At 66.4% G+C, this 22,128-nt stretch carries 18 protein-coding genes; 11 read left to right on the forward strand and 7 right to left on the reverse strand.

Annotation, left to right across the window (positions count from 1 at the left end; all coding sequences use genetic code 11):
* Positions 1 to 90 precede the first annotated feature (90 nt).
* Entirely contained in the window at positions 91 to 1,035 is a 945-nt protein-coding gene (locus IWX75_RS02750) for a metallophosphoesterase (protein ID WP_196820696.1), read from the reverse strand.
* Positions 1,036 to 1,037: 2 nt separating this feature from the next.
* A complete protein-coding gene (locus IWX75_RS02755) occupies positions 1,038 to 3,293 on the reverse strand; it encodes a transglycosylase domain-containing protein (protein ID WP_196820697.1) in 2,256 nt (751 codons plus the stop codon).
* 37 nt (positions 3,294 to 3,330) lie between these two features.
* Here IWX75_RS02755 and IWX75_RS02760 point away from each other — a divergent pair, with 37 nt between their 5' ends.
* From IWX75_RS02760 to IWX75_RS02770, 3 genes are read left to right on the forward strand one after another with little or no spacing between them, the layout of a single operon-like run.
* Entirely contained in the window at positions 3,331 to 3,486 is a 156-nt protein-coding gene (locus IWX75_RS02760; RefSeq protein ID WP_148599555.1) for a DUF4177 domain-containing protein, read from the forward strand.
* Positions 3,487 to 3,488: 2 nt separating this feature from the next.
* Complete coding sequence (locus IWX75_RS02765) at positions 3,489 to 3,971, forward strand: RidA family protein (RefSeq protein ID WP_196820698.1); 483 nt, start codon at positions 3,489 to 3,491, stop codon at positions 3,969 to 3,971.
* Positions 3,972 to 3,975: 4 nt separating this feature from the next.
* Positions 3,976 to 4,890: an NUDIX hydrolase gene (locus IWX75_RS02770; RefSeq protein WP_196820699.1), complete on the forward strand. Its 915-nt coding sequence runs from the start codon at positions 3,976 to 3,978 to the stop codon at positions 4,888 to 4,890.
* A 118-nt stretch (positions 4,891 to 5,008) separates the two neighbouring features.
* Here the strand turns inward: IWX75_RS02770 and IWX75_RS02775 are convergent, their stop codons facing one another.
* Positions 5,009 to 5,686 (reverse strand): Crp/Fnr family transcriptional regulator, encoded by a 678-nt coding sequence (locus tag IWX75_RS02775; RefSeq protein ID WP_026532340.1) that lies wholly within the window; start codon positions 5,684 to 5,686, stop codon positions 5,009 to 5,011.
* Positions 5,687 to 5,920: 234 nt separating this feature from the next.
* Between IWX75_RS02775 and IWX75_RS02780 the strand changes: the two genes are divergently transcribed.
* The 5 genes from IWX75_RS02780 (at position 5,921) to IWX75_RS02800 (ending at position 12,707) form a co-directional block, all read left to right on the forward strand.
* On the forward strand, positions 5,921 to 7,105 hold the full coding sequence (locus IWX75_RS02780; protein ID WP_196820700.1) for a MarP family serine protease: 1,185 nt from the start codon (positions 5,921 to 5,923) through the stop codon (positions 7,103 to 7,105).
* Between the two features lie 196 nt (positions 7,106 to 7,301).
* On the forward strand, positions 7,302 to 8,993 hold the full coding sequence (locus IWX75_RS02785) for an ABC transporter substrate-binding protein (protein WP_196820701.1): 1,692 nt from the start codon (positions 7,302 to 7,304) through the stop codon (positions 8,991 to 8,993).
* Positions 8,994 to 9,095: 102 nt separating this feature from the next.
* The gene (locus IWX75_RS02790) at positions 9,096 to 10,100 is read left to right on the forward strand and encodes an ABC transporter permease (RefSeq protein WP_196820702.1); all 1,005 of its coding nucleotides are present in this window, start codon (positions 9,096 to 9,098) and stop codon (positions 10,098 to 10,100) included.
* Positions 10,097 to 11,038, forward strand: coding sequence for an ABC transporter permease (locus IWX75_RS02795; RefSeq protein WP_196820703.1), 942 nt, complete (start codon positions 10,097 to 10,099; stop codon positions 11,036 to 11,038). Before IWX75_RS02790 ends, IWX75_RS02795 begins: the two co-directional genes overlap by 4 nt.
* A 118-nt stretch (positions 11,039 to 11,156) precedes the next feature.
* Entirely contained in the window at positions 11,157 to 12,707 is a 1,551-nt protein-coding gene (locus tag IWX75_RS02800) for a reverse transcriptase family protein (RefSeq protein WP_196820704.1), read from the forward strand.
* Between the two features lie 21 nt (positions 12,708 to 12,728).
* On the opposite strand, the gene IWX75_RS02805 is transcribed toward IWX75_RS02800, so the two are convergent.
* From IWX75_RS02805 to acs, 3 genes are all read right to left on the reverse strand, one after another.
* A complete protein-coding gene (locus IWX75_RS02805) occupies positions 12,729 to 14,480 on the reverse strand; it encodes a dipeptide ABC transporter ATP-binding protein (protein WP_196820705.1) in 1,752 nt (583 codons plus the stop codon).
* Positions 14,481 to 14,559: 79 nt separating this feature from the next.
* Positions 14,560 to 15,006 carry a type II 3-dehydroquinate dehydratase gene (gene aroQ, locus IWX75_RS02810; protein ID WP_196820706.1) on the reverse strand — a complete coding sequence of 149 codons (447 nt, stop codon included), beginning with the start codon at positions 15,004 to 15,006 and terminating at the stop codon, positions 14,560 to 14,562.
* 115 nt (positions 15,007 to 15,121) lie between these two features.
* Positions 15,122 to 17,086 (reverse strand): acetate--CoA ligase, encoded by a 1,965-nt coding sequence (gene acs / locus IWX75_RS02815; protein WP_196820707.1) that lies wholly within the window; start codon positions 17,084 to 17,086, stop codon positions 15,122 to 15,124.
* A 305-nt stretch (positions 17,087 to 17,391) separates the two neighbouring features.
* Between acs and IWX75_RS02820 the strand changes: the two genes are divergently transcribed.
* From IWX75_RS02820 to IWX75_RS02830, 3 genes are read left to right on the forward strand one after another with little or no spacing between them, the layout of a single operon-like run.
* Positions 17,392 to 18,867, forward strand: coding sequence for a hypothetical protein (locus IWX75_RS02820; protein ID WP_196820708.1), 1,476 nt, complete (start codon positions 17,392 to 17,394; stop codon positions 18,865 to 18,867).
* A 24-nt stretch (positions 18,868 to 18,891) separates the two neighbouring features.
* Positions 18,892 to 19,689 carry an endonuclease III gene (gene nth, locus IWX75_RS02825; protein WP_196820709.1) on the forward strand — a complete coding sequence of 266 codons (798 nt, stop codon included), beginning with the start codon at positions 18,892 to 18,894 and terminating at the stop codon, positions 19,687 to 19,689.
* Positions 19,686 to 20,366, forward strand: coding sequence for an NUDIX hydrolase (locus IWX75_RS02830; protein ID WP_442858941.1), 681 nt, complete (start codon positions 19,686 to 19,688; stop codon positions 20,364 to 20,366). Before nth ends, IWX75_RS02830 begins: the two co-directional genes overlap by 4 nt.
* A 13-nt stretch (positions 20,367 to 20,379) precedes the next feature.
* Here IWX75_RS02830 and IWX75_RS02835 read toward each other — a convergent pair whose 3' ends face one another.
* Positions 20,380 to 22,083 carry a bifunctional 3'-5' exonuclease/DNA polymerase gene (locus IWX75_RS02835; protein ID WP_196820710.1) on the reverse strand — a complete coding sequence of 568 codons (1,704 nt, stop codon included), beginning with the start codon at positions 22,081 to 22,083 and terminating at the stop codon, positions 20,380 to 20,382.
* Positions 22,084 to 22,128 lie beyond the last annotated feature (45 nt).

The following is a 22,128-nucleotide window of genomic DNA, read 5'->3' on the forward strand; positions in this document are numbered from 1 at the left end:
GTTATTGGTGTCCCTTAGCAACCATCCTAGGGCAGGAGAGCGTGGACGTCAGCGGCCGCCGCGCCCCTCGTCGAACGAGGGTTTCCCTCGCTAGAAGCGGGCGCGCGGGGTGAGAGTAAGCAGCACTGCCTCCGGTTTGCAGGCGAACCGGACCGGCGCAAAACGGGATGTCCCGATGCCCGCCGAGACGTTCAGCGGGACCTGGCGTGCTCCGAGTTCCCAAGGGGTCAGGCCACGCGCACGCCAGGTGGGTAGATCGCAATTGCTCACCAGGGCGCCATAACCCGGGATGCAGACCTGGCCGCCGTGGGTATGGCCGGCAAGGATCAGTTCCGCCCCGCCCTCGGTGAAGTAGTCGAGGACCCGCTGGTACGGGGCGTGGGCCACTGCTACCCGAAGGTGCGGAGCCTCGGCCGAGGTGCTGCTCCCGTTGGGGTACGGCGCGTACTTGTCGCGGGCCAGATGTGGGTCGTCCACGCCCGTGAAGTCGACGCGCAGCCCCTTGAACCCTACGGACTGGGACCGATTGGTGAGGTCGATCCAGCCTGCCGCCCCGAAGGCGCTGAAAAGCTCCGCCCAGGGCAGATCCCGGGGCGGCTTCGCAGCGGACTTCGCCGACTTGGTGAAGTAGCTGAACGGATTCTTCACTGTCGGTGCGTAGTAGTCGTTGGAGCCGGGAACGAACACTCCCGGAAACGTCAGAAGCGGCGCCAGGGCATCCAGGAGCGGCCCCACCGCTTTCTGGTGGCTCAGGTTGTCGCCGGTGTTGACCACGAAGTCCGGGTTGAGCCGCGCGAGGCCCTTCAGCCAGTCCGCCTTCGATTTCTGGTGCGGCGTCATATGGATGTCGGAGAGGTGAAGCACCCGCAGCGGCTTCGCCCCTGGAGGGAGAATCTGCAGCGTTTCTTCGCGGAGCTGGAACAGCGTCCGCTCCACCACCGAGGCATACCCCAGGGTTGCTGCTGCGGCGGTGGCGGTGAGTCCGGCGGTCCAGCCAAGAGCAGCCCCGGTGCGGGGTGTGTCAGTCGTTTTCAACGCTAGTCATTTCCTTCGTCGTCATTTCCTTCGTCGTCGTCGGCTTCAGGGCTCGCGGGGGCCGAGGGTTCGCCGGAGCGGGTTGGCGTAGGCGTTGGGGTGGGTTTGCGTCCGGTGAGCATTTCCTCGGGCGGGTTGGCGAACGCATCGCCGACGTGGAGGCCCGGGATCTGGCGCATGAAGCTCGCCCAGGACGGCCCGGCGATCAGCCCGCCGTCGATCTCCGGGTACACCCGGCCGCCGATCTGCAGCCCGCTCAACGAGCTGTTCTCGCCGCCGCTTTCACGGTTGCCGACCCAGCTCGCAGTGACCATTCCGGGGTTGTAGCCCATGAACCAGGTCTGGGACCGCCAGTCGTTGGTGCCGGTCTTGCCTGCCATCGGGATCTCGCCGTACTCGAGGGCGCTGCCTGATCCCTTCTTCATGACTTCCTGCGTGGCCCAGTTCACGCCGCGCGCCACGTCCTCGGAAATGACCTGCTCGCAGGAGACCTCCGGTACGGGGTAGCTCGTTCCGTCAACGGCCGTCACCTCGGTGAGCGCCCGTGGTTCACAGACGCTGCCCTCGTTGGCGAACCCACCGAAAGCAGTGACCATCGACATGGGCGAGACCTCGCCGCCGCCACCGATGAGGGCCGGCGGGTTGATTCCCAGCTTCTCTTCGCCCTCGTCGCTGGCCGCCAGGTGAATGCCCATATCGAAGGCGATATCCCTGATCTTGCACAGGTCCAACTGCTTCGCGGTGGTCATCGTGATGGTGTTCAGTGACTGCGCCAGACCGTTGAGCACCGTGCTCGGACCGTAGTTCGTGTCGCCGTAGTTCTGCGGGGTGTACCCGTCGCCGTCTTCGGAATTGATGACGTAGGACCCGCCCGGCTCGCAGCTCGCCCTCCACTTGTCACCGTCGGGATAGGTGCGCTTCCTGCCGTCGACGCTGGTGTTCAGTGCCCGTCCATCGGCGAGCCACGCCGCAACGGTGAAGGGCTTGTAGGTGGACCCGGGCTGGAAGCCGCTGGAGCCGCCGAGGCTCTTCGAGGGGTCGCCGTCCTGGAACTGGTCGACGTTCAGGTTCAGGACCGAGTTGCCGATGTCCGCCGAGGGGTCGTACCGGGTGTTCTGGGCCATCGAGAGGATGTCTCCCGTGTTCGGGTCAAGGCTCAGCATCGTGTGGCCCACCGCGTTGTCGGTGGTGTCCGGATTCGCCGTTTCGATCACCGCGGTCTGGGCGGCGGCCTGCACTCGTGCGTCCAGGGTGGTCTTGATGGTCAGTCCCGACCGGTACAGCACCTTCTCGCGGTCCTCGAGCGATTCGCCGTACGCGGGATCGTTGAGGATCAGGTGCGTGACATAGTCACAGAAATACGGGGCCTGGGCCGCGCCGACGCAGCCGTTCATGGTGGGGGTGATGACGAGCCCGAGATCGGTGACGACGGCGGCGTCGTACTCTTCCTGGGTGATTTTTCCGGCGTTGAACATCGAGGCCAGCACCAGGTTGCGGCGCTCGAGCGCGCGCTCCGGGTTGAGTTCCGGGCTGTAGAACGTCGGCCCGTTCACGACGCCGGCGAGCAGGGCACTCTGCTGGATGTTGAGGTCCACGGCATCGACGTTGAAGAAGTACTTCGCCGCTGCCTGCACGCCGTAGGTAGTTCCGCTGAAGGGGACGATGTTGAGGTACCCCTCCATGATCTCCTCCTTGCTCATCTCCTTCTCCACGGCGATGGCGAGCTTCATCTCGCGCAGCTTGTCGCCCACGGTCTTGCCGCCGCTGAAGACGGCTTCCTCACCACGCTGCTGCGCGGAGTCGATGAGGACGTTGTTCACGAACTGCTGCGTGATGGTCGATGCGCCTCGGGTGCTGTCACTGGTGATGTTGCTCGCCAGGGCAGCCATGATGCCCTGCAGGTCTACACCGCCGTGCTCGTAGAACCGTGCGTCCTCGATGGCCAGCAGGGCGTCGGTCATGTTCGGGGAGATCTGGTCGAGGGTGACCGGCTGCCGATTCTCCTTGTACAGGGTGGCGATCAGGGAGCCGTCGGCTGCGAGGATGTTCGTCGGCTGGGCGAGCGCATCGCGCTCCAGCTCAGCCGGAAGTTCCTCGAAGAACTCTATTGATGCGGAAGCGCCGGTGCCCGCTGCAGCAGCAACAGGTACGAGCAATCCCGCGGCAAGGACACCACTGAGCGCACTGATTCCGAGAAATGCAATGATCTTCCCCAAGGTGGTCGCCGTGTCGAACAAAGGTGATTTACGAGCAGCCATGTGCTCCAGTTTACTGGTACGCGCTACGCTTTAAGGCATGACGAAATGGGAGTACTCCACAATACCGCTGATCATCCACGCCACGAAGCAGATCCTGGACCAGTGGGGCGACGACGGCTGGGAGCTGGTGCAGGTGGTTCCCGGTCCCGATGGGAACGGTTTGGTAGCCTACCTCAAGCGGGAAAAGAACTAGCGGTGACTGTTCCGGATGGCGCTGTTTCAGCCGTCGAGGCCCGGCTCGAAGAGCTTGGGATAGTGCTTCCGGCCGTAGTGCCGCCCCTGGCTTCTTATGTGCCGGCCGTCATCTCCGGCAACTTTGTCTACACCTCCGGGCAGCTTCCGCTGATTAATGGGAAACTCCCAGCTTCGGGAAAGGTGGGGGCCGTCGTCGATCCGGAAACCGCCCAGCGGCTCGCGGGGACTTGCGCGGTCAACGCCCTGGCCGCCGTCAAGGCGCAGATCGGCGACCTCGACCGCATCACCCGCATCGTCAAAGTAACCGGTTTCGTTGCCTCGGACCCGTCCTTCACGGGACAGCCTGCCGTGATTAACGGTGCTTCGGAACTTCTCGGTAAAATACTTGGTGAGGCGGGCACCCATGCCCGCTCCGCCGTCGGCGTCGCAGTGCTTCCGCTCGACGCGCCGGTGGAAATCGAAATCATCGCGGAGTTCATCTAGCAACGTGGACCGTTTAAGCAACCGTCTGTTTCCTATTCATCCCGACCAGCTCACGGCTGCCAGGAGTTGGGTGGACCACGGGGAACGCACGCCGCTCAAACCGCGGTCGGCGTCGTCAGTGGTACTGATCCGCGACAGCGCGGTGGGCACCGAAACATACCTTTCCTACCGGCGCGGGCAGTCGCCGCTCGGCGTCGTGGGATTCCCGGGCGGAAGCATCGAGGAATCGGACGACGACGCCGTGGAGTGGTTCGGGCCCACGCCCCTCTCGTGGGCGAAGGCCCTGGGCATCGAGGACCACAACCTGGCACGCCGGCATGTCCTTGCGGCTATCCGTGAGCTGTTCGAGGAGACCGGCGTCCTGCTTGCGGGACCGGACGCATCAAGCCTCGTGGAGGGCACCAACGGCCGCGAATGGATGAAGGCCCGTGAAGCCATCAACGAGGGCGAGTGCAATTTCTCCGAGATCCTGCAACGGCGTGGACTCGGGGTCCGCACCGACTTGATCAAGCCGCTCTCGCACTGGCTGAGCCCCGACTTCGCTCATCGGCGCTTCGACACCCATTACTTCGCGGCCGCGCAGCCGGTGAACCAGGAGCCGACGATCCTCGCGAGCAAGGGCGTCTGGGGTGAATGGCGCTGGGCGGCCCAGGAGGTCGAGCGGCGCAACACGACCCAGCTGGGTGACGAGGTGGGTCAACCGAACACCGTCGGGTGCACCCTGAGCGATCTCGCCGTGCCCGCGGTGGAAATCATCCTCGAGAAGATCGGCTCCTCACGCGGCTGCATCGCCTACTTGTCCCACAAGCGTCCGGTGAAGGTCTATTACCCGCAACTCGCCGAACAGAACGGCGGACTCATGCTCGAGGTCGCCTGCCCGAAGCTCACCGAGGGCGGATCGGCGCAGCGCGGCCGTTAGGCGGGCCTTCTGGCGGACGTCGTGCGCGGGGCGTGAGTGTCGGCGTCGTACATCCGCCGCTACTGCGCACCGCCAGCCAGGCGACGCGCAGCCTCGGAAGGAGAGCCGCGTGCGCGCCTCAGCGGCTGCGCTGGCGAAGCCGCTGGATGTCGAGGATGACGACCGCGCGGGCCTCCAACCGGAGCCAGCCGCGCTGCACGAATTCGGCGAGCGCCTTGTTCACGGTCTCGCGCGAGGCGCCCACGAGCTGCGCCAGTTCCTCCTGCGTGAGTTCATGGGCCACGAGGATACCGTCGGTTGCGGGGCGTCCGAAGCGGTCCGCGAGGTCGAGCAGTGCCTTCGCGACGCGGCCCGGAACGTCCGAGAAAACGAGGTCGGCGAGCGACTCGTTGGTGCGGCGCAGCCTGCGGGCCAGCGCCTGGAGGAGCTGGGCCGATACCTCGGGGCGGGTCTCCAGGAGTGCGCGGAGGTTCTCGTTCTTCAGGGCGGCGAGGCGGGTTTCCGAAACGGCGGTGGCCGTAGCGGTGCGCGGGCTCGGATCGAACAGCGCCATCTCACCGAACAGCTCGCCCGGGCCGAGGATTGCAAGGAGGTTCTCGCGGCCGTCCTGGGCCGTCCTGCCGAGCTTGATCTTGCCCGAGACGATGAAGTACAGCTGGTCACCCTGGTCACCCTCGCGGAATACTGAAGATCCACGGGAGAGGTCCACCTCGGTCAGCTCATCGGTGAGCGCGGCGAAAACGTCGTCCCCGAGTGTTGCGAAGAGCGGCGCCCGGCGCAGTACCTCGATATCCATTGAATCTCCTTGACGTGGTGGTGCGGACTCCCGCGCGGCCTTCTACCTTCCCATCTTGCCGTACACCGGCCGGATGTGACAGTCGCTACACGCGGGGCGCGACCGGGAGCAAGCACGACGGAAGGGGTTCGGCAACAGATGCTCAGGGTCCTCCCACCTCCGACCGCTAGAATCGGCCCTTGACTGACGGAGGTATGCCGCTTCCTGACCAATTTCCGCTAGGGGAGAGACTACGTGCCGGATTTCACCGTCTTGGACATCGTTCTGGTGATCGTGCTGCTGATGTACCTCGTCACCGGCCTCCGTAACGGCTTCGTCGTGACGCTGGGCGGCATCGCGGGCTTCGTTGCAGGAGCCGTGGCCGCTTTCTTCGCGATACCCCTCGTCAGTGCATGGGTACCCGACGACGCGTGGCGGCTGCCGGCCGTCATCGTCACCGCCATCGTGCTGGTCATTCTCGGCCAGACCATCGGCGCTGCCTTCGGTGCATCGATCCGGCGTTGGCTCAACTTCCCGCCGCTGCGGATCGTGGACCGGCTCCTGGGTGGCGTGGCGAATACCGTGGTGGCCGCGCTGGTGCTCTCGATGCTCGCCTTCAGCGCGGGGACCCTTGGGGTGCCGTTCCTGTCACAGCAGCTTGCCTCCTCCCAGGTCATTCAGACCATCGATTCGACCACTCCGGCGCCGGTGCGGACCTGGATGGCCCAGTTGCGCACGACAGTGGTGGACGACGGCATCCCCACCATCCTGGAGAGTGTCGGCCCGGTCACGCCCGCCCAGGTTCCCGACGAATCCGTCGACACTCCGGAGCTGGCGGCCGCCGCCGCATCCGTAGTGCGTATCGCCGGCACCGCGTTCCAGTGCGGCCAGAACCAGACAGGTTCGGGGTTCGTGGTGGCGCCAGGCAGGGTCATCACCAACGCCCACGTGGTGGCCGGGGTCGATGAGCCCGTGGTCGAGGTTCCGGGGGCTGGAGCGATGCCGGGGAGGATCGTCCTCTTCGACCCGGCACTCGATGTCGCGGTCATCGCCGTCGAGGGCCTTGACCGTGCGCCGCTGGCTCTCGGTGAGGAGCTCGCCAACGGAACGACGGCGGCTTTCGCCGGGTATCCTGCGGGCGGCCCGTACAGCATCCAGCCGGCGAGCATCCAGAGTCTGTCCCCGGTGCTCGTCCAGAACATCTATGGCACGGATCCCTCGCCGCTGCAGGTGTACAGCCTCGCCGCGAACGTGCAGCAGGGAAACTCCGGCGGCCCGCTCCTCGACCTGCAGGGGCGAGTTGCCGGCTTGGTCTTCGCGAAGTCCACAGCCGACGCCCCGGTGGGTTATGCGCTGTCACTTGAAGAACTGCGCCCCATCGTCGAAGAGGCGGGGACCAGCGACGACGGCGTTTCCGCCGGGCAGTGCACCCGGAGGTAGCGCGCGGTGAGCGGAAGAAAGCCGCGTCCGACATGGCCGGCGCCCGACGACACCAAATCGTGACCATCGCTCCGCCGGAAATACTGAAACAGCTCCCGCAAGAAGTTAGGCTCATTCCACGGACAGAGCGTTAGCCGCCCTCACGGGGCGGATACCGGGTATCCGGCCAGAATCACTCGTTCACCAGGAGCAACATATGTCTAATAGCGGCACCCCTGTGCGCCCGCGTCCCGCCAAAAAACGGGCAGCGCTCACAGCAGGAATTTCAATCAGCGCGCTTCTCCTGACCGGCTGCGTGCAGAGCCAGCGCGAAGAGAATACCGGCACGGAAGGAGAGGGCGCGGTCGATTCGACGTTCGTCTTCGCGGCCTCCGCCGACCCCAAGTCGCTTGACCCGGCCTTCGCCAGCGACGGCGAATCCTTCCGCGTCAGCCGCCAGATCTTCGAGGGACTCGTCGGCGTGGAGCCGGGCACCGCTGATCCGGCACCCCTGCTCGCCGAGTCGTGGGAAACGGCCGAAGACGGCCTGTCCACGACTTTCGCGCTGAAGGAAGGAGTCACCTTCCATGACGGCACCGACTTCAACGCCGAAGCGGTGTGCTTCAACTTCGACCGCTGGTACAACTGGACCGGTGTCCAGCAGGCAGAGACGGTGTCCTACTACTACGGTTCGCTGTTCCGGGGCTTCGCCGACAGCCCGGAAGAGGCTGTCTACGAGTCCTGTGAGGCGAACGGTGACTCCGAGGTCACCATCAACCTCGCGAAGCCGTTCGCCGGCTTCGTTCCCGCGCTTTCGCTTCCGGCATTCGCCATGCAGAGCCCGACGGCGCTCGAGGAGTTCTCCGCGGACGAGATCGGCGGCTCCGAGGAATCACCGACACTGAGCGAGTACGCCCTCGGCAACCCCGTGGGAACCGGTCCGTTCAAGTTCGATTCGTGGGAAGTGGGCCAGCAGCTCGAACTGTCCATCTACGAGGACTATTGGGGTGAGAAGGGCCAGATCACCAATACGATCTTCCGCATCATCGATGATCCCCAGGCCCGGCGCCAGGCACTCGAAGCGGGAACGATCGACGGCTACGACCTCGTCGCGCCCGCCGACACGGCATCCCTCGCGGATGCCGGCTACAACATCGTGCCCCGGGATCCCTTCACCATCCTCTACCTCGGAATCAACCACGCCGTACCCGAGTTGTCCGACCCGCTGGTGAGGCAGGCGATCGCCCACGCCATCGACAAGCAGGCGCTGGTGGACCAGACACTGCCCGAGGGCACCGAGGTTGCAACGCAATTCATCCCGGACGTCGTGGACGGGTACAACGAAGAGGTCACCACCTACGAGTACGATCCCGAGCGGGCGAAGGAGCTCCTGGCAGAGGCGGGTTACCCCGACGGCTTCGAGGTCCAGTTCAACTACCCGACGAACGTCTCACGCCCCTACATGCCCACCCCCGAGCAGGTCTTCACCAACCTCACCGCGCAGCTGGGTGAAGTGGGAATCACCGTCACCCCGGCACCCGCTGCATGGTCGCCCGACTACCTGAACCAGGTCCAGGGAACCCCGGACCACGGGCTGCACCTGCTCGGCTGGACGGGTGACTACAACGACACCGACAACTTCATCGGTGTGTTCTTCGGACAGGAGAAGCTCGAGTTCGGATTCAACAACCCCGAGTTGTTCGACGCCCTCACGGAGGCACGCGGCATGACCGATCGTGAGGCGCAGACCGCGGCCTACGAGGAGATCAACGAGCAGATCGCCGAATTCAACCCGGCCATCCCGCTGGCGCATCCCGCGCCGTCGTTGGCGTTCGCCCCGCGCGTGACGTCCTACCCGGCGAGCCCCGTCAATGACGAGGTCTTTACCAACATCGAGCTCAGCGAGTAGTACCTGTACCTTGGTGGAGCCGGTCGCCCTGCGGCCGGCTCCACTGTGCTGAGCGAGACTGTACTGACCTACCTTGTCCGGCTTACCTCCGAGAGGACCTGAGTGCTACGCGTCATCGGCAAGCGTATTGCCCTGCTTATTCCCACCCTGTTCGGGTTGTCCATCCTGCTGTTCCTGTGGGTGCGCAGCCTGCCGGGTGGTCCTGCCACCGCGCTGCTCGGGGAGAAGGCGACGCCGGAAGCCGTGGCGAGGGTCAATGAACTCTACGGGTTCGACCAGCCGCTCCTGACGCAGTACTTCACCTACATCGGCAAGCTGCTCCAGGGTGACTTCGGAGTGTCGATCAATACCGGGCGCCCGGTGCTCGAAGAGTTCGCGACACGCTTTCCAGCGACCATCGAGCTCACGGTCATCGCCCTGATCTTCGCCATCGGGGTGGGCATCCCGCTCGGCTACTTCGCGGCCCGCTACTACGGCCGCTTCGTCGATCACACTTCCGTGGTCCTCAGCCTCATCGGCATCACGGTTCCGGTGTTCTTCCTTGCATTTATCCTGAAATACCTCTTCGCCATCAAGTGGCCCATTCTGCCGCCGGACGGACGGCAGAACCCGCGCATGGATGCGACCCACGTGACGGACTTCTACGTGCTCGACGGCCTGCTGACGGGTGAGTGGGACGCCGCCTGGGACGCCTTCCTGCACCTCATCCTGCCCGGACTCGCCCTGGGCACCATCCCGCTGGCGATCATCGTGCGGATCACCCGGGCCTCGGTCCTCGAGGTGCAGAACGCCGACTACGTCCGGACGGCGCGGGCGAAGGGACTGCTGGAACGCACCATCCGGGGCCGTTTCGTGCTCCGCAATGCGATGCTGCCCGTGGTCACCACCATCGGGCTGCAGCTCGGCCTGCTCATTTCGGGTGCCGTCCTCACGGAGTCCGTCTTCGCCTTCAGCGGCATCGGGCGTTTCCTCCGGGATGCGATCTTCGGGCTCGACTACCCGGTGCTGCAGGGCTTCATCATCTTCATCGCCATCCTCTACGCGCTCATCAACCTGATCGTGGATCTTTCCTACAGCGTCATCGACCCAAGGGTGCGTGTGCAGTGAGTACAGTCTTGCCCCCCGCCGCCGGCGGTCCAGCGGGTCCCACCGATCCCGCCCTCGACACCGGTGGCGGCACCGGCCTCTGGAAGGACGCATTCCTCCGACTGCGCCGCAACCCGCAGGCCATCACCGGCGCCGTCATCATCGGGATCTTCCTCCTCGTGGCCGCGCTCGCGCCGATCCTTGCGCCCTACGGCGGGAACGACCTTCCCGGACGAACCTCGATCACCCCTACCACCATCCCCGGGCCGGGTGAGATCGACGGCTTCCCACTCGGCCTCGACCGCTTCGGCGGGGATGTCCTCAGCAAGCTGATCTGGGGCGCGCAGGCCTCCTTGCTCATCGGCGTCGTGTCCACCACGCTCGGACTCGCGGGAGGCATGCTGCTCGGCATTCTTGCCGGCGGCCTCGGCGGGTGGGTGGACAACGTCATCATGCGCTTCGTGGACATCCTGCTCTCCGTGCCGAACCTGCTGCTGGCCGTCAGTATCGCCGCGGTACTCGGCCAGAGCCCGTATGCCATCATGATCGCCATCGGAGTGTCCCAGGTCCCGATCTTCGCCCGGTTGCTCCGCTCGTCGATGCTGTCGCAGCGCGGGTCCGACTACATCCTGGCCGCCCAAACCCTTGGGTTGAGCAGGTCCACCATCACCATGAGCCACCTGCTGCCCAACAGCATGGGCCCCGTCATCGTCCAGGCGACACTGACGCTCGCGACCGCGGTCATCGATGCTGCAGCACTGTCCTACCTGGGGTTGGGCGGCGGGCTCCCCCAGACCGCGGAGTGGGGCAGGATGCTCACCTATGCCCAGGTGGAGCTGGCAGTAGCACCGCAGCTGGCCTTCCTGCCGGGCGCGTGCATCGTCATCACGGCGCTCGGGTTCACCCTTCTGGGTGAGGCGCTGCGCGAGGCACTGGATCCCAAGACCCGGCGGAAGTAGGACGACGCCGGCCCGGACGGTGGTTCACCACAGCGGGCGTCCCGACCGCCTCGGGGTCCACGCACTGCGGGGAGCCTCCCTGCTCACCGTGCGGAAAGCCCCTTGCTAGGCTGAATGCGTGCGATGGGTACCGGCCGAGGCGGAGAGCGCACGAGGTGCGCCCTCCTCTCCGGGGTTACCCCGGGGTACGCAGATCGACCAGGACAAAGCGCCGCAGGCACGTGACAGCGCTCCGCGCAGCACAGAGCCCGCACGGACGGACAGGTCGGCCGGTGCCCATCGCTCACTCAGCACGACCAGCAGCATCAGCACTGGTTCCCGGGTCCTTGCGCGAGCGCCCCATCCGTCGACGGAAGGACTCGCCTCCGCGCTCGCCCATGCTTTCCTGGCCGCGGATCCCTGGTCGAAACCCGGGCTGATAGCAGCAGGAGCCATCACGCTGGGAGCGCGACGGCGCTGGCTCGGCCCGCTGGCCGCCGACGTCCTCAAGGCCTACCATCGTCCGCCCACTGATGCGCCACGGGAGCTCGCCCGGTTCATTGCCCAGGCTCCCGCTTTCGGCGCCGCCGTTGCGCGGGCCGCAGAAAAAGGCGCCCCCATCCCCGTGGCCCGCTACGCCGTCGCATCGGCCGCGGCCGGAGCCTCAGCCGGGATTCCAGCCGGCGTCGGGGCTCTGGCGCAATTCCTTGACCTGACCGTCGGAGAGCTCGAGTGGTTCGCCGACACCGGGCACTGGAACCGGCGTGCGCGGCCCGGGCCGCTGCGCCACTACCGCTATGCCTGGCGGACGAGGAGGGGCCGCGTTCCACGCCTCCTCGAAGTGCCCGGGCCGCGCCTGAAGGCTGTCCAGCGGAAGGTGCTGCACCAGCTGCTCGGATCAATTCCACTGCACGACGCCGCCCACGGTTTTGTGCCGGGCCGCAGCGCGGGGACGGGTGCCGGGCAGCATCTCGGGACGGAGATGCTCATCAGCCTCGACCTGCGCACATTCTTCTCCTCGATCGGCGCCGGCCGCGTCCATGGCATCTTCCGTCAGGCAGGGATGCCTGAAGCTGTTGCGCATCTGCTCACCGGAATCTGTACGGCGGCGGTCCCGGCGGCGGTGCTCACCCGGATGCCAGACGGCGGCAGTCCCGATGAGCGCCTCGCCCTGCGGCGCGCCCTTGCTGCCGCACACCTGCCGCAGGGGGCGCCGTCGTCGCCGGCCCTCGCCAATCTCTCGGTCCGGCGGCTGGACTCGCGGCTCGCGGGCTGGGCGGAGGCAACGGGGGCCGTCTACACGCGCTACGCCGACGATCTCGCCTTCAGCGGCTCCGGGCTGCTTCCGCGCCGAGCCGATGCCTTCGTGCGGGGAGTTGAGCGGATCGTCACGTCGGAGGGTCATCTCGTGAACCCACGGAAGACGCGCGTGAAGGGTGCGGCGGTGCGGCAGACGGTGACCGGCGTCGTCGTGAATTCGGTTCCGAACGTTCCCCGCCCCGTCTTCGATGAGCTCAAGGCGATACTGCACAACTGCGTCACCGACGGGCCGGCGTCGCAGAACGGCGCTCGCGGACCGGTGCACCCGAACTTCCGGGCACACCTGCTCGGGCGCATTTCCTGGGTAGAGTCCCTGAACCCCGCCCGGGGGCGGCGGCTGCGGAAGGAGTTCGATCGAATCCGGTGGTGACACGCAACCGGTATCCGGACCTCAGGAAGCGCGTTCTCCCTCGATATTGAGTTCGTTGCCGGGGATCGAGGCAAGGAGCCGGCGCGTATAGGGGTGGCGCGGGTTCTGGAAGACTTCCTCGGAGCTTGCGGCCTCGACCAGTTCGCCGTCCTTCATCACGCAGACGTAGTCGGAGATCAGCCGCACCACCGCTAGGTCGTGGGAGATGAAGAGGTAGCTGAGGCCGAGCTCGGACTGGAGATCGCCGAGGAGCTTCAGGATCTGCGCCTGCACCAGGACGTCCAGGGCCGAGACGGGCTCATCGCAGACCAGCAGTTCCGGCTTGAGCGCGAGCGCGCGGGCGATCGCCACCCGCTGGCGTTGCCCACCCGACAGCTCGGACGGGTAGCGGCGGAGTGCATTCTGCGGGAGCGACACCTGGTCCATCAGTTCCCGGACCCGCGCCGCCCGGTCCTTCTTGCTGCCCCGCTTGTAGGCGTTGAGCGGTTCCTCGACGATGCGCTCGATGGTGAACATGGGATTCAGCGAGGAATACGGGTCCTGGAAGATGGGCTGCACCCGCTGGCGGAAGTCGTTGAGCTGAGCCTTGTCCAGCGTGGCGACGTCCATGCCGTCAAAGGTCATCGAGCCCGACGTCGGTTCGATGAGCTTGAGGAGCATTCGCGCGGTCGTGGTCTTTCCCGACCCGGATTCTCCGACGATGGCGACCGTCTGCCCCCGGGGGACGTCGAGGGTCACATTCTTTGTCGCGTAGAAGTCCTCGGAACTCCCGCGGCGCTTGTAGACCTTTGTCAGATCGCGGATCTCCACGATGTTCTCCGGAGCCGAGGCGGGTGTTGTACCGCCCTCGGCCTCGTGCTCGGCGTAAACCACCTCGGCGAGTTCGGCGCGCTTCGCGGCGTCGTCGTTGTAGGCGCCCGGCCGAAGCCGCACAGCCGCCACGCTCGGGGCCGCCCGGACCAGTGACTGCGTGTAGGGGTGCTGGGGATCATTGAGGAGCTGGTCGGCAGGTCCGGTCTCGACGACGCGGCCGCGGTGCATCACCACGAGGTCCGATGCGCGTTCGGCTGCCAGACCGAGGTCATGGGTGATCAGCAGGACCGAGGTGCCGAGCTGCTCGGTCATGGTGCCGATCTGATCCAGGATGGTGCGCTGGACGGTGACGTCGAGGGCACTGGTGGGCTCGTCGGCGATCAGCAGCCGCGGCTGGCATGCGAGGCCGATGGCGATGAGGGCGCGCTGCCGCATTCCACCGGAGAATTCGTGGGGGTACTGCTTGGCGCGCTCGCCGGCTTCGGGGAGCCCTGCCGCGGAGAGCACCTCGATGACGCGCTGCTTGACGTTCTTCCTGGTGGCCATTCCGTGCACCAGCAGTGTTTCCGCCACCTGGGTACCGATCTTGGTCACCGGGTTCAGGTTCGACATTGGATCCTGGGGGACCAGCCCGATGGCACGCCCGCGGATGGATCGCATCTTCGACTCCGCGAGTCCCACCAGGTCCCGGCCCTCGAAGAGGATGCTCCCGGAATTCACACGGCCATTACCAGGAAGGAGTCCGATGCAGGCCATCGCCGTCGTCGACTTCCCCGAACCGGACTCACCGACGATGGCGAGGGTGCTGCCCTTCCTCAGGGTGAAGCTGGCGTTCTCCACGGCCTGCACCTCACCGTGCGTGGTCCGGAAGCTCACCGCAAGGTCCTTGACCTGGAGCAACGGCGCGTCCGTGGTGTCGCGTACGTCGATCACTTCGGGCACGCCGGAAAAATCACTCATTGAACCATGGTGCACTACCCGTGCCGATTTCGACGCCGGGACCGGCGTATGCGCGGCACTTTCTACCGACTTCTCGGGCTTATCTGCCGAGCTTCGAGGCCAGGTGGTCCACAGCGAGGCGGTACCCGTCCACGCCGGCGCCGACGATCACGGCGTCGGCAACTCCGGAGATGTAGGAGTGGTGGCGGAACTCCTCACGCCGGTGCACGTTGCTGATGTGGACCTCCACCACAGGAAGCGCGACGGCGGCCAGCGCATCGCGGATGGCCACCGACGTGTGGGTGAAGGCCCCGGCGTTGATGACGACGGCGGCAGCAGTCCCGGCGGCGGCGTGGATGGCATCGATCAGAACGCCCTCGTGGTTCGACTGCAGGCTCTCCAGGGACCATCCGCGCGCTTGGGCGGTGGCCCGCGCGAGCTGTACGACGTCGTCGAGCGTCTCGTGCCCGTACACGTCCGGCTCGCGTGTGCCCAGGAGGTTCAGGTTCGGTCCGTTGAGAAGCAGGATGGTGGTGGCCGCAGTCATGGTTCAACTATGCACCAGCAGGCGCCGGGTACCAGCAGGCGCCCGGAGCCAGCAGGCCGGGTACCAGCGGCGCCCGGCCTGCGCCAGCGATGCTCTTACTTTCGCAGCGATGCTCTTACTTTCGCAGCGATGCTGCGATCTGCTGCATCACCGTGCTGTCGGCGAGTGTCGTCGAATCACCCACCTCACGGCCCTCGGCCACGTCCTTCAGGAGCCGGCGCATGATCTTGCCGCTGCGCGTCTTCGGCAGCTCGGGAACCACGAGGATATTCCGGGGCTTCGCGATCGGCCCGATCTCCTTCGCCACGTGGTTGCGCAGCGTGGTGACGATGTCGTCGTCGTCCTTCGCGGAGCCCCGGAGGATCACGAACGCCACCACAGCCTCACCCGTGGTCTCGTCCGCCGCGCCGACCACTGCCGCCTCCGCAACGGAGGGATGGCTGACGAGCGCCGACTCGATCTCGGTGGTGGAGAGCCGGTGGCCCGAGATGTTCATGACGTCGTCAACCCGGCCGAGAAGCCAGATGTCGCCGTCGGCATCTTTCTTCGCCCCGTCGCCGGCGAAGTACATGTTGTCGAAGCGGGACCAGTAGGTCTGCTTGAAGCGTTCGGGGTCGCCCCAGATACCCCGCAGCATGGCGGGCCACGGCTCCCGGATCACGAGATAACCGCCCGCACCGTTGGGAACCGACTGCCCAAGCTCGTCGACCACATCGACGGCGATCCCGGGCACTGCCACCTGGGCCGAGCCCGGCTTGGTCGCAGTGACACCGGGCATGGGCGCGATCATGTGGGCACCCGTTTCGGTCTGCCACCAGGTATCGACGATGGGTGCCTTACCCCCGCCGATCACCTCGCGGTACCACATCCACGCTTCGGGGTTGATGGGCTCACCGACCGAACCGAGCACGCGGATCGAGGAGAGGTCGAACTTCTTGGGGATGTCGCGGCCCCACTTCATGAAGGTTCGGATGGCGGTGGGAGCGGTGTACAGGATGGACACCCTGTACTTTTCGATCAGCTCCCACCAGCGTCCCTGGTGGGGGGTGTCGGGGGTGCCCTCGTACATGAGCTGCGTGGCACCGTTGATCAGGGGCGCGTAGGTCACGTAGCTGTGGCCGGTGACCCAGCCGATGTCAGCGGTGCACCAGAAGACATCCGTTTCGGGGCGGAGATCGAAGGTGTTCTTGTGCGTGAAGGCCGTCTGGGTCAGGAAACCACCCGTGGTGTGCAGGATGCCCTTGGGTTTCCCCGTGGTGCCGGAGGTGTACAGGATGAACAGCGGGTGCTCGGAATCGTGGGCAACGGCCGTGTGCTCGGGGGAGGCGGCGTCGACGACGTCGTGCCACCAGAGATCGCGGCCCTCCGTCCATTCGACGGGCTCGCCGTTGCGCTTGACCACGACGACGCTGGAGACGGAGTGGCCCTCCCGTTCGAGCGCGCCGTCAACGGCAGGTTTGAGCGCGCTGGGCTTTCCCCGGCGGTACGTGCCGTCAGAGGTGACGACCAGCTTCGCCTCGGCGTCGTCGATCCTGCTGCGCAGCGCCTCGGAGGAGAAGCCTCCGAAGACCACGGAGTGGACCGCGCCGATGCGGGCACAGGCCAGCATGGTGATGACCGCTTCCGGGATCATGGGCAGGTATACGGCGACGCGGTCGCCCTTCTCCACGCCGAGGCTCTCGAAGGCGTTCGACGCTTTCTTCACCGCTTCGGTCAGCTCCGCGTAGGTGAGGGTCCGCGTGTCACCGGGCTCGCCCTCGAAGTGGATGGCGACGCGGTCCCCGAGCCCGGCCTCGACGTGCCGGTCCAGCGCGTTGTAGGCAGCGTTGACCTTGCCTCCCACGAACCATTTGGCGAAAGGGGCGTCCGTCCAGTCGAGCGTCTGGGTGAAATCGGTGTCCCACGTCAGGAGGTTGCGCGCCTGGACGGCCCAGAACTCGTAGCCCTGTGTGTTTGCTTCCTCGTACAGGGAGGGCTGTGCCACGGCATTCGCCGCGAATTCGTCGGTAGGCGGGAAGCGGCGTTCCTCGTGCAGCAGGTTCTCGAATGCATCGCCTTGCTTCTGCGCGCTGTCAGACATGTCTTACCCCTCTTTTACTTCCTCGGTGACTCCGTGGGTAGCGGCGGCACCGGCGATGCCGGCCGCCGCAACGTGCTCTTGTGGAACATTATCCCGCGAGTAGGACAATCTGTGGCCGGGGTCACAGCACCTAGGTAAGAGGTCGGGATTCTGCGGTGAGTGGTCCAGCATCGGAGGTGCGCGGAAGGCGGTTGCTGGAGAAGGGCACCGCGGGTGGCTAGGGTGGAAACAGGTATGGAACGCCGGTGCTTCACCGGTGTTCTCCGAGGGGCCTTCCGGGCGCCGCGATGAACAGGAGATTCACCATGACCAAGCAGCAGGTTGAGCACGACACCGGTGGGACGGGTGGCTCGACAGCGAACCCGGCAGACGCCCGGACGGGCAGCGGGGAACACCTCGAGCAGGAGCACCGGCCCTCCGGACCCTTTGGACCCTCGGACGCCGTCGTGGGTCCCTTCACCCTGCGGGAGACGGTCTTCGGGGGTGCCGTCCTGCTGGTTTTCATCGGAACGCTCATTCCTTTCGCCCGGGACACTATTTCCTACCAGAACTTCTGGACCATCTCTCCACTGTTCTATGTAGGGTTGGGCATCCTGCTCCCCGTGGCCGCCGCGGCACTTCTGGCGTCCAGGAGGCTAGGAACCGCCACGCTGCGGGTGGGGTCGCTGTCCGTCGACCAGTTCGCCTCGGTGAGTGCCGTGCTCGCCTCGGTCTTCTTCTTCCTCGAGACCGTGACCTTCTTCCAGGCCGGGGCGCTGGTATCCCTGATCGGCGCGCTGGGCATGCTCGTCGCGACAGTGCTCGCACCCCATTTGCCTCCGTTGAACAAGGATTTCAAGGAACGTCCCGACTCCGGCGCGCACCTCGTCGCCCGCCCTGTTCTGGCAGCACGGCCGAAGCCGCCCAGGCAGCCGAAGGAGTCGAAGGAGCCGAAGCCCGTTCCCGCAGAGCAGGTCGAGCAGTGGACCGAAGTTCCCCCTGGCGGCACTGTCCGTTCGGACGCGGTGCGTCCGGCCGACACCCGGCCGGACAAAAGCCAGCCGGCCAAGCAGTACGGGGAGAAGGTTGCAGGGCTTCTGGGGAGAATCCGCCCAGGTACCGGCCAGCAGGCATCGAAGCAAGGGTCTGTCCCGCGCCCGGAGGGGCGGAGTGCTACTGCAGCAGGCGCCACTGCCGCCGGTGCGACCGCTGCTGGTGCGTCGTCGTCGGCGTCTGCCACTGGTGCGTCGTCGGTTTCTGTCGCTGGTGCCAAATCCTCGACGCCGGCCGGTTCGAAGCCGGACACCAGCACTCCCAGCACCGAGTCCTCCGATCCTGTCGAGTCCGGCACTCCGGTGTCGGACACTGCTGTTTGCGGGACAGTTACACCGGACGCTGGCGGTTCGAAACCCGTCCGCACCGAACCGGGGAGTACCGAGGAGGAAGTGGGCGGTGCAGAGCCATCGCCTGACGGGGTAGCAACCGAAACCAGGACACCCCTCGCCGAGACTCGGGCACACACGGTCATCTCGGAGAGCAGCCCCGCGGTCCGGCAGGATCCCATCTCAGCTACCCGCGACCCCGAGGAGGAGCAGGTGGTCGAGGCCTTCTGGTTCGCCGTCGGCACCCCGAAGGTCGTCGTGGACGAGCACACCGGCCGCGCGATCTTCACGCTCGAGCCGGGAGATTGGGAAGTAGGCATCGAGGACCGCGGAAGCGAGTTCCTGGTGCAGGACAAACGCACCGGGCACGTCGGAGTCATGCGTGACCTCAGCAATATCGAACGCGCGCCGAAGGACTAGCATGCTGCATTCTGGAAACAGACGATGAAGGCGTCGGCAAGAGAGGCGGAATCGTCCGTCGCCCTCAAGCGCAGGGCTCGGAAGATCAATCGAATCCTCGGGGAGACATACCCCTACGCGGTTGCAGAACTGGACTTCCGGAACTCCTTCGAGCTCCTGGTTGCCACGGTGCTGTCCGCGCAGACTACGGACGTGCGGGTGAATATGACCACCCCTGATCTGTTCGCGCGGTTCCCCGATGCGCGAAGCCTGGCGGAGGCCGGCGTGGAGGAACTCCAGGAGATCATCCGTCCCACAGGATTCTTCCGCGCGAAAGCCAACAGCCTCCTCGCGCTGTCCAACCGGCTCGTCGATGAGTACGACGGCGAGGTGCCTGGGAGGCTCGAAGACCTGGTGACGCTTCCGGGAGTGGGACGAAAAACGGCCAACGTGGTGCTCGGCAACGCTTTTGGAACGCCGGGAATCACCGTCGACACGCACTTCGGGCGATTGTCCCGCCGCTTCGGATGGACCTCTGCCGACGATCCCGTCAAAGTGGAGGCCGAAGTCGGCGCCCTGTTCGAGCCGAAGGACTGGACCCTGCTCTCCCACCACGTGGTCTTCCACGGCCGGCGGGTGTGCCACGCAAAGAAACCGGCCTGCGGCGCCTGTCCCGTGGCCGCGCTGTGCCCGTCCTACGGGGAAGGTGAAGTCGACCCCGTAAAAGCGGCAAAGCTGCTGAAATACGAACTGGCGCCGGGACGGGAGGAGCTCCTGGAACGAATGCGGAACGGCGAGACACGCGCCGAGCTCCGCCGAGCCGGGCACGCGCTGGGAGCGTGAACGCCTACGACTCCTTGAGCGTCTACGCATCCTCGCTGGAGGGTGTGAGCGCTCCCGTCACCCGAGCAAATTGGCACTTGAGTACCAGGGGACTCGAGAACGCCCGCCGCGCGGCCGTTCTCATGCTGTTCGGAGCGCTCCGGCCCGGACCTCACCCGGACCCGTCCGCGCTTCAACCCGCCGATCTCGACGTCCTGCTGATGGAGCGTGCGGGGTCCCTCAACAACCATCCGGGGCAGGTCTCGTTTCCAGGTGGTGCCGTCGACCCCAGTGACGTCGACGAGCGTGCCGCGGCACTCCGGGAAGCGGAGGAAGAGACCGGCCTCGATCCGCTCGGCGTGGAAGTGCTGGGGGTGCTGCCGGAGGTCGGGCTGCCCGTCAGCAATTTCCTCGTGACGCCGGTCCTTGCCTGGTGGGCTCGTCAGACGCCGGTCGCCGTGGTTTCGGAAGCCGAATCGACCCAGGTTTTCCGGGTGCCGGTAGGGGACCTCCTGAATCCGTCTAACCGGCGGACAGCCGTCGTGCGGAGAAGAGGATCGACCATGCGAAGCCCGGCCTTCGTCCTCCCGAACGCCACGGTGTGGGGATTCACCGCGATACTGCTGGACTCCCTGTTCGAGGGGCTGCAATGGACCCAGCCGTGGGACCCCTCCCTGGAGATTCCCGCGCCCCTGTGAACCGCCGTCCGCGTCACTTGGCGTCCGCGTAGGACGCCACCACGACGGTGTTGACGGCGAAGTCGATGGGGATCCTGCCGAACATCAGCTCGGTCGCTGCGGCAGCAGCATCCTCAACCAGCCGGCTGATCCCACCGGCGTCCGCTTCGGGCACGTGGAGCATCACCTCATCGTGGAGGAAAAACACCACCTCGCTCCGTCCTGATGCCGGCCCGGCCTCCGCGCGCAGCCTCCGCCGGATCTCGGCGAGCCAGCACAGCGCCCATTCCGCGGCAGTGGACTGCACCACGAAATTCCTCGTGAAGCGGCCCCGAGCCCGGGCGGCGCTGTCCGCCCGGCGCTGCTCCTCCGCCGTCGTGCTCTGCTGTGCTGCGCGCCACCGTTCCGACGCGGGAGGGCACCCGCGCCCGAGGTAGCTGGTGACGGCGCCGCCGGTTTCCCCGGTGCGGGCGGCGGCTTCGACGACGGCGATCGCCTGCGGATAGGCGCGCGTCAGCTGCGGCATGAGGCGGCCTGATTCGCCACTGGTCGCTCCGTACATGGCCCCCAGCATGGCCAGCTTCGCCTTCGACCTGTCGCCGCCGAATCCCTGCTCCGCAATGCCCTGGTACAGGTCGCGTCCCCGGGCGGCCGCCGCGAGCGCCGAATCCCGCCCGAGGGCCGCGAGGACGCGCGGCTCCAGCTGGGCCGCATCGGCGATGACGAAGAGATGCCCGGGGTCGGGCCTGACGGCGTCGCGCACCTGCTTCGGAATCTGCAGCGCCCCACCGCCGCGGGAAGCCCAGCGCCCTGACACCACTCCGCCCACCACGTATTCGGGCCGGAACCGCCCGTCCCGCACCCAGGTATCGAGCCAGGACCAGCCGTTGGCTGTGAGCAACCGCGAAAGTTTCTTGTAGGCCAGCAGCGGCCCGATGGCGGGATGATTCTGGCGCTCAAGTTCCCAGGATCTCGTCGTGGATACCTCGATGCCGGCCCGGTGCAGGGCCCTCATGAGCTCCTGCGGCGAATCCGGGTTGAGCGAGGGGCTGCCGAGAGCGGTTCGCAACTCTGCTGCGAACTGTTCGAGCCGGACCGGCCGGCGGCCTTCGGGCGGCCTGGGGCCGAGGTGTGTTTCAAGCAACTGCTCATGGATGTCCCGCCGCCAGGGGAGACCCGTGGACTCCATCTCGGTGGCGAGCAGGGCACCGGCCGATTCCGCCGCCAGCAGCAGCGCCAGGCGGTGAGCGTGGCTGGAAGTCGCAACCGCCCGCTGCTGCCGCTGGAATTCTCCGATAACCTCGTCAAGGCCCGGCCCCTGGGCTGCCGGCGGATCCTCGAAAAGACTCGTCTGGTTCGGTGCGACCTGCTGGGCCGGAACCTGGCGGGGAAGCACCGGCTCGTCGGCGTCCCCGGAGGATCGGCGCAGGTCCTGTATATAGGGTGAATCGGCGCAGTAGCCCGAGTGGGTGAGGATGGCACGCACCAGGCCAAGGTCATGGCACCGATCCACCCGCAGCCCGCCGGCCAGCAGGAGGGGATACCAGGCCCGCGTCGAGTCCCATACCCAGCGTGGGCGGTCCACCTCGAAGCGCGCAAAGACGTCCGTCAGCTCCTGCGCGGTTGCACTGACCGCGGGGCCCGCGGGGGCGCCCGCTGCATCGACCGGCTGGAAGACCGCGGCGGCTCGGTGCTGGGACGCCCCGGCGCTGGCCGGTGCGGCCACAGCAACATACATGGCTCCATTCTCTCCTGCGGCGCGGGACGATTCGTTTTCCGTGGA

Source organism: Arthrobacter sp. CAN_A6, from assembly GCF_015751715.1.
In the GTDB taxonomy this organism is placed as follows: domain Bacteria; phylum Actinomycetota; class Actinomycetes; order Actinomycetales; family Micrococcaceae; genus Arthrobacter_D.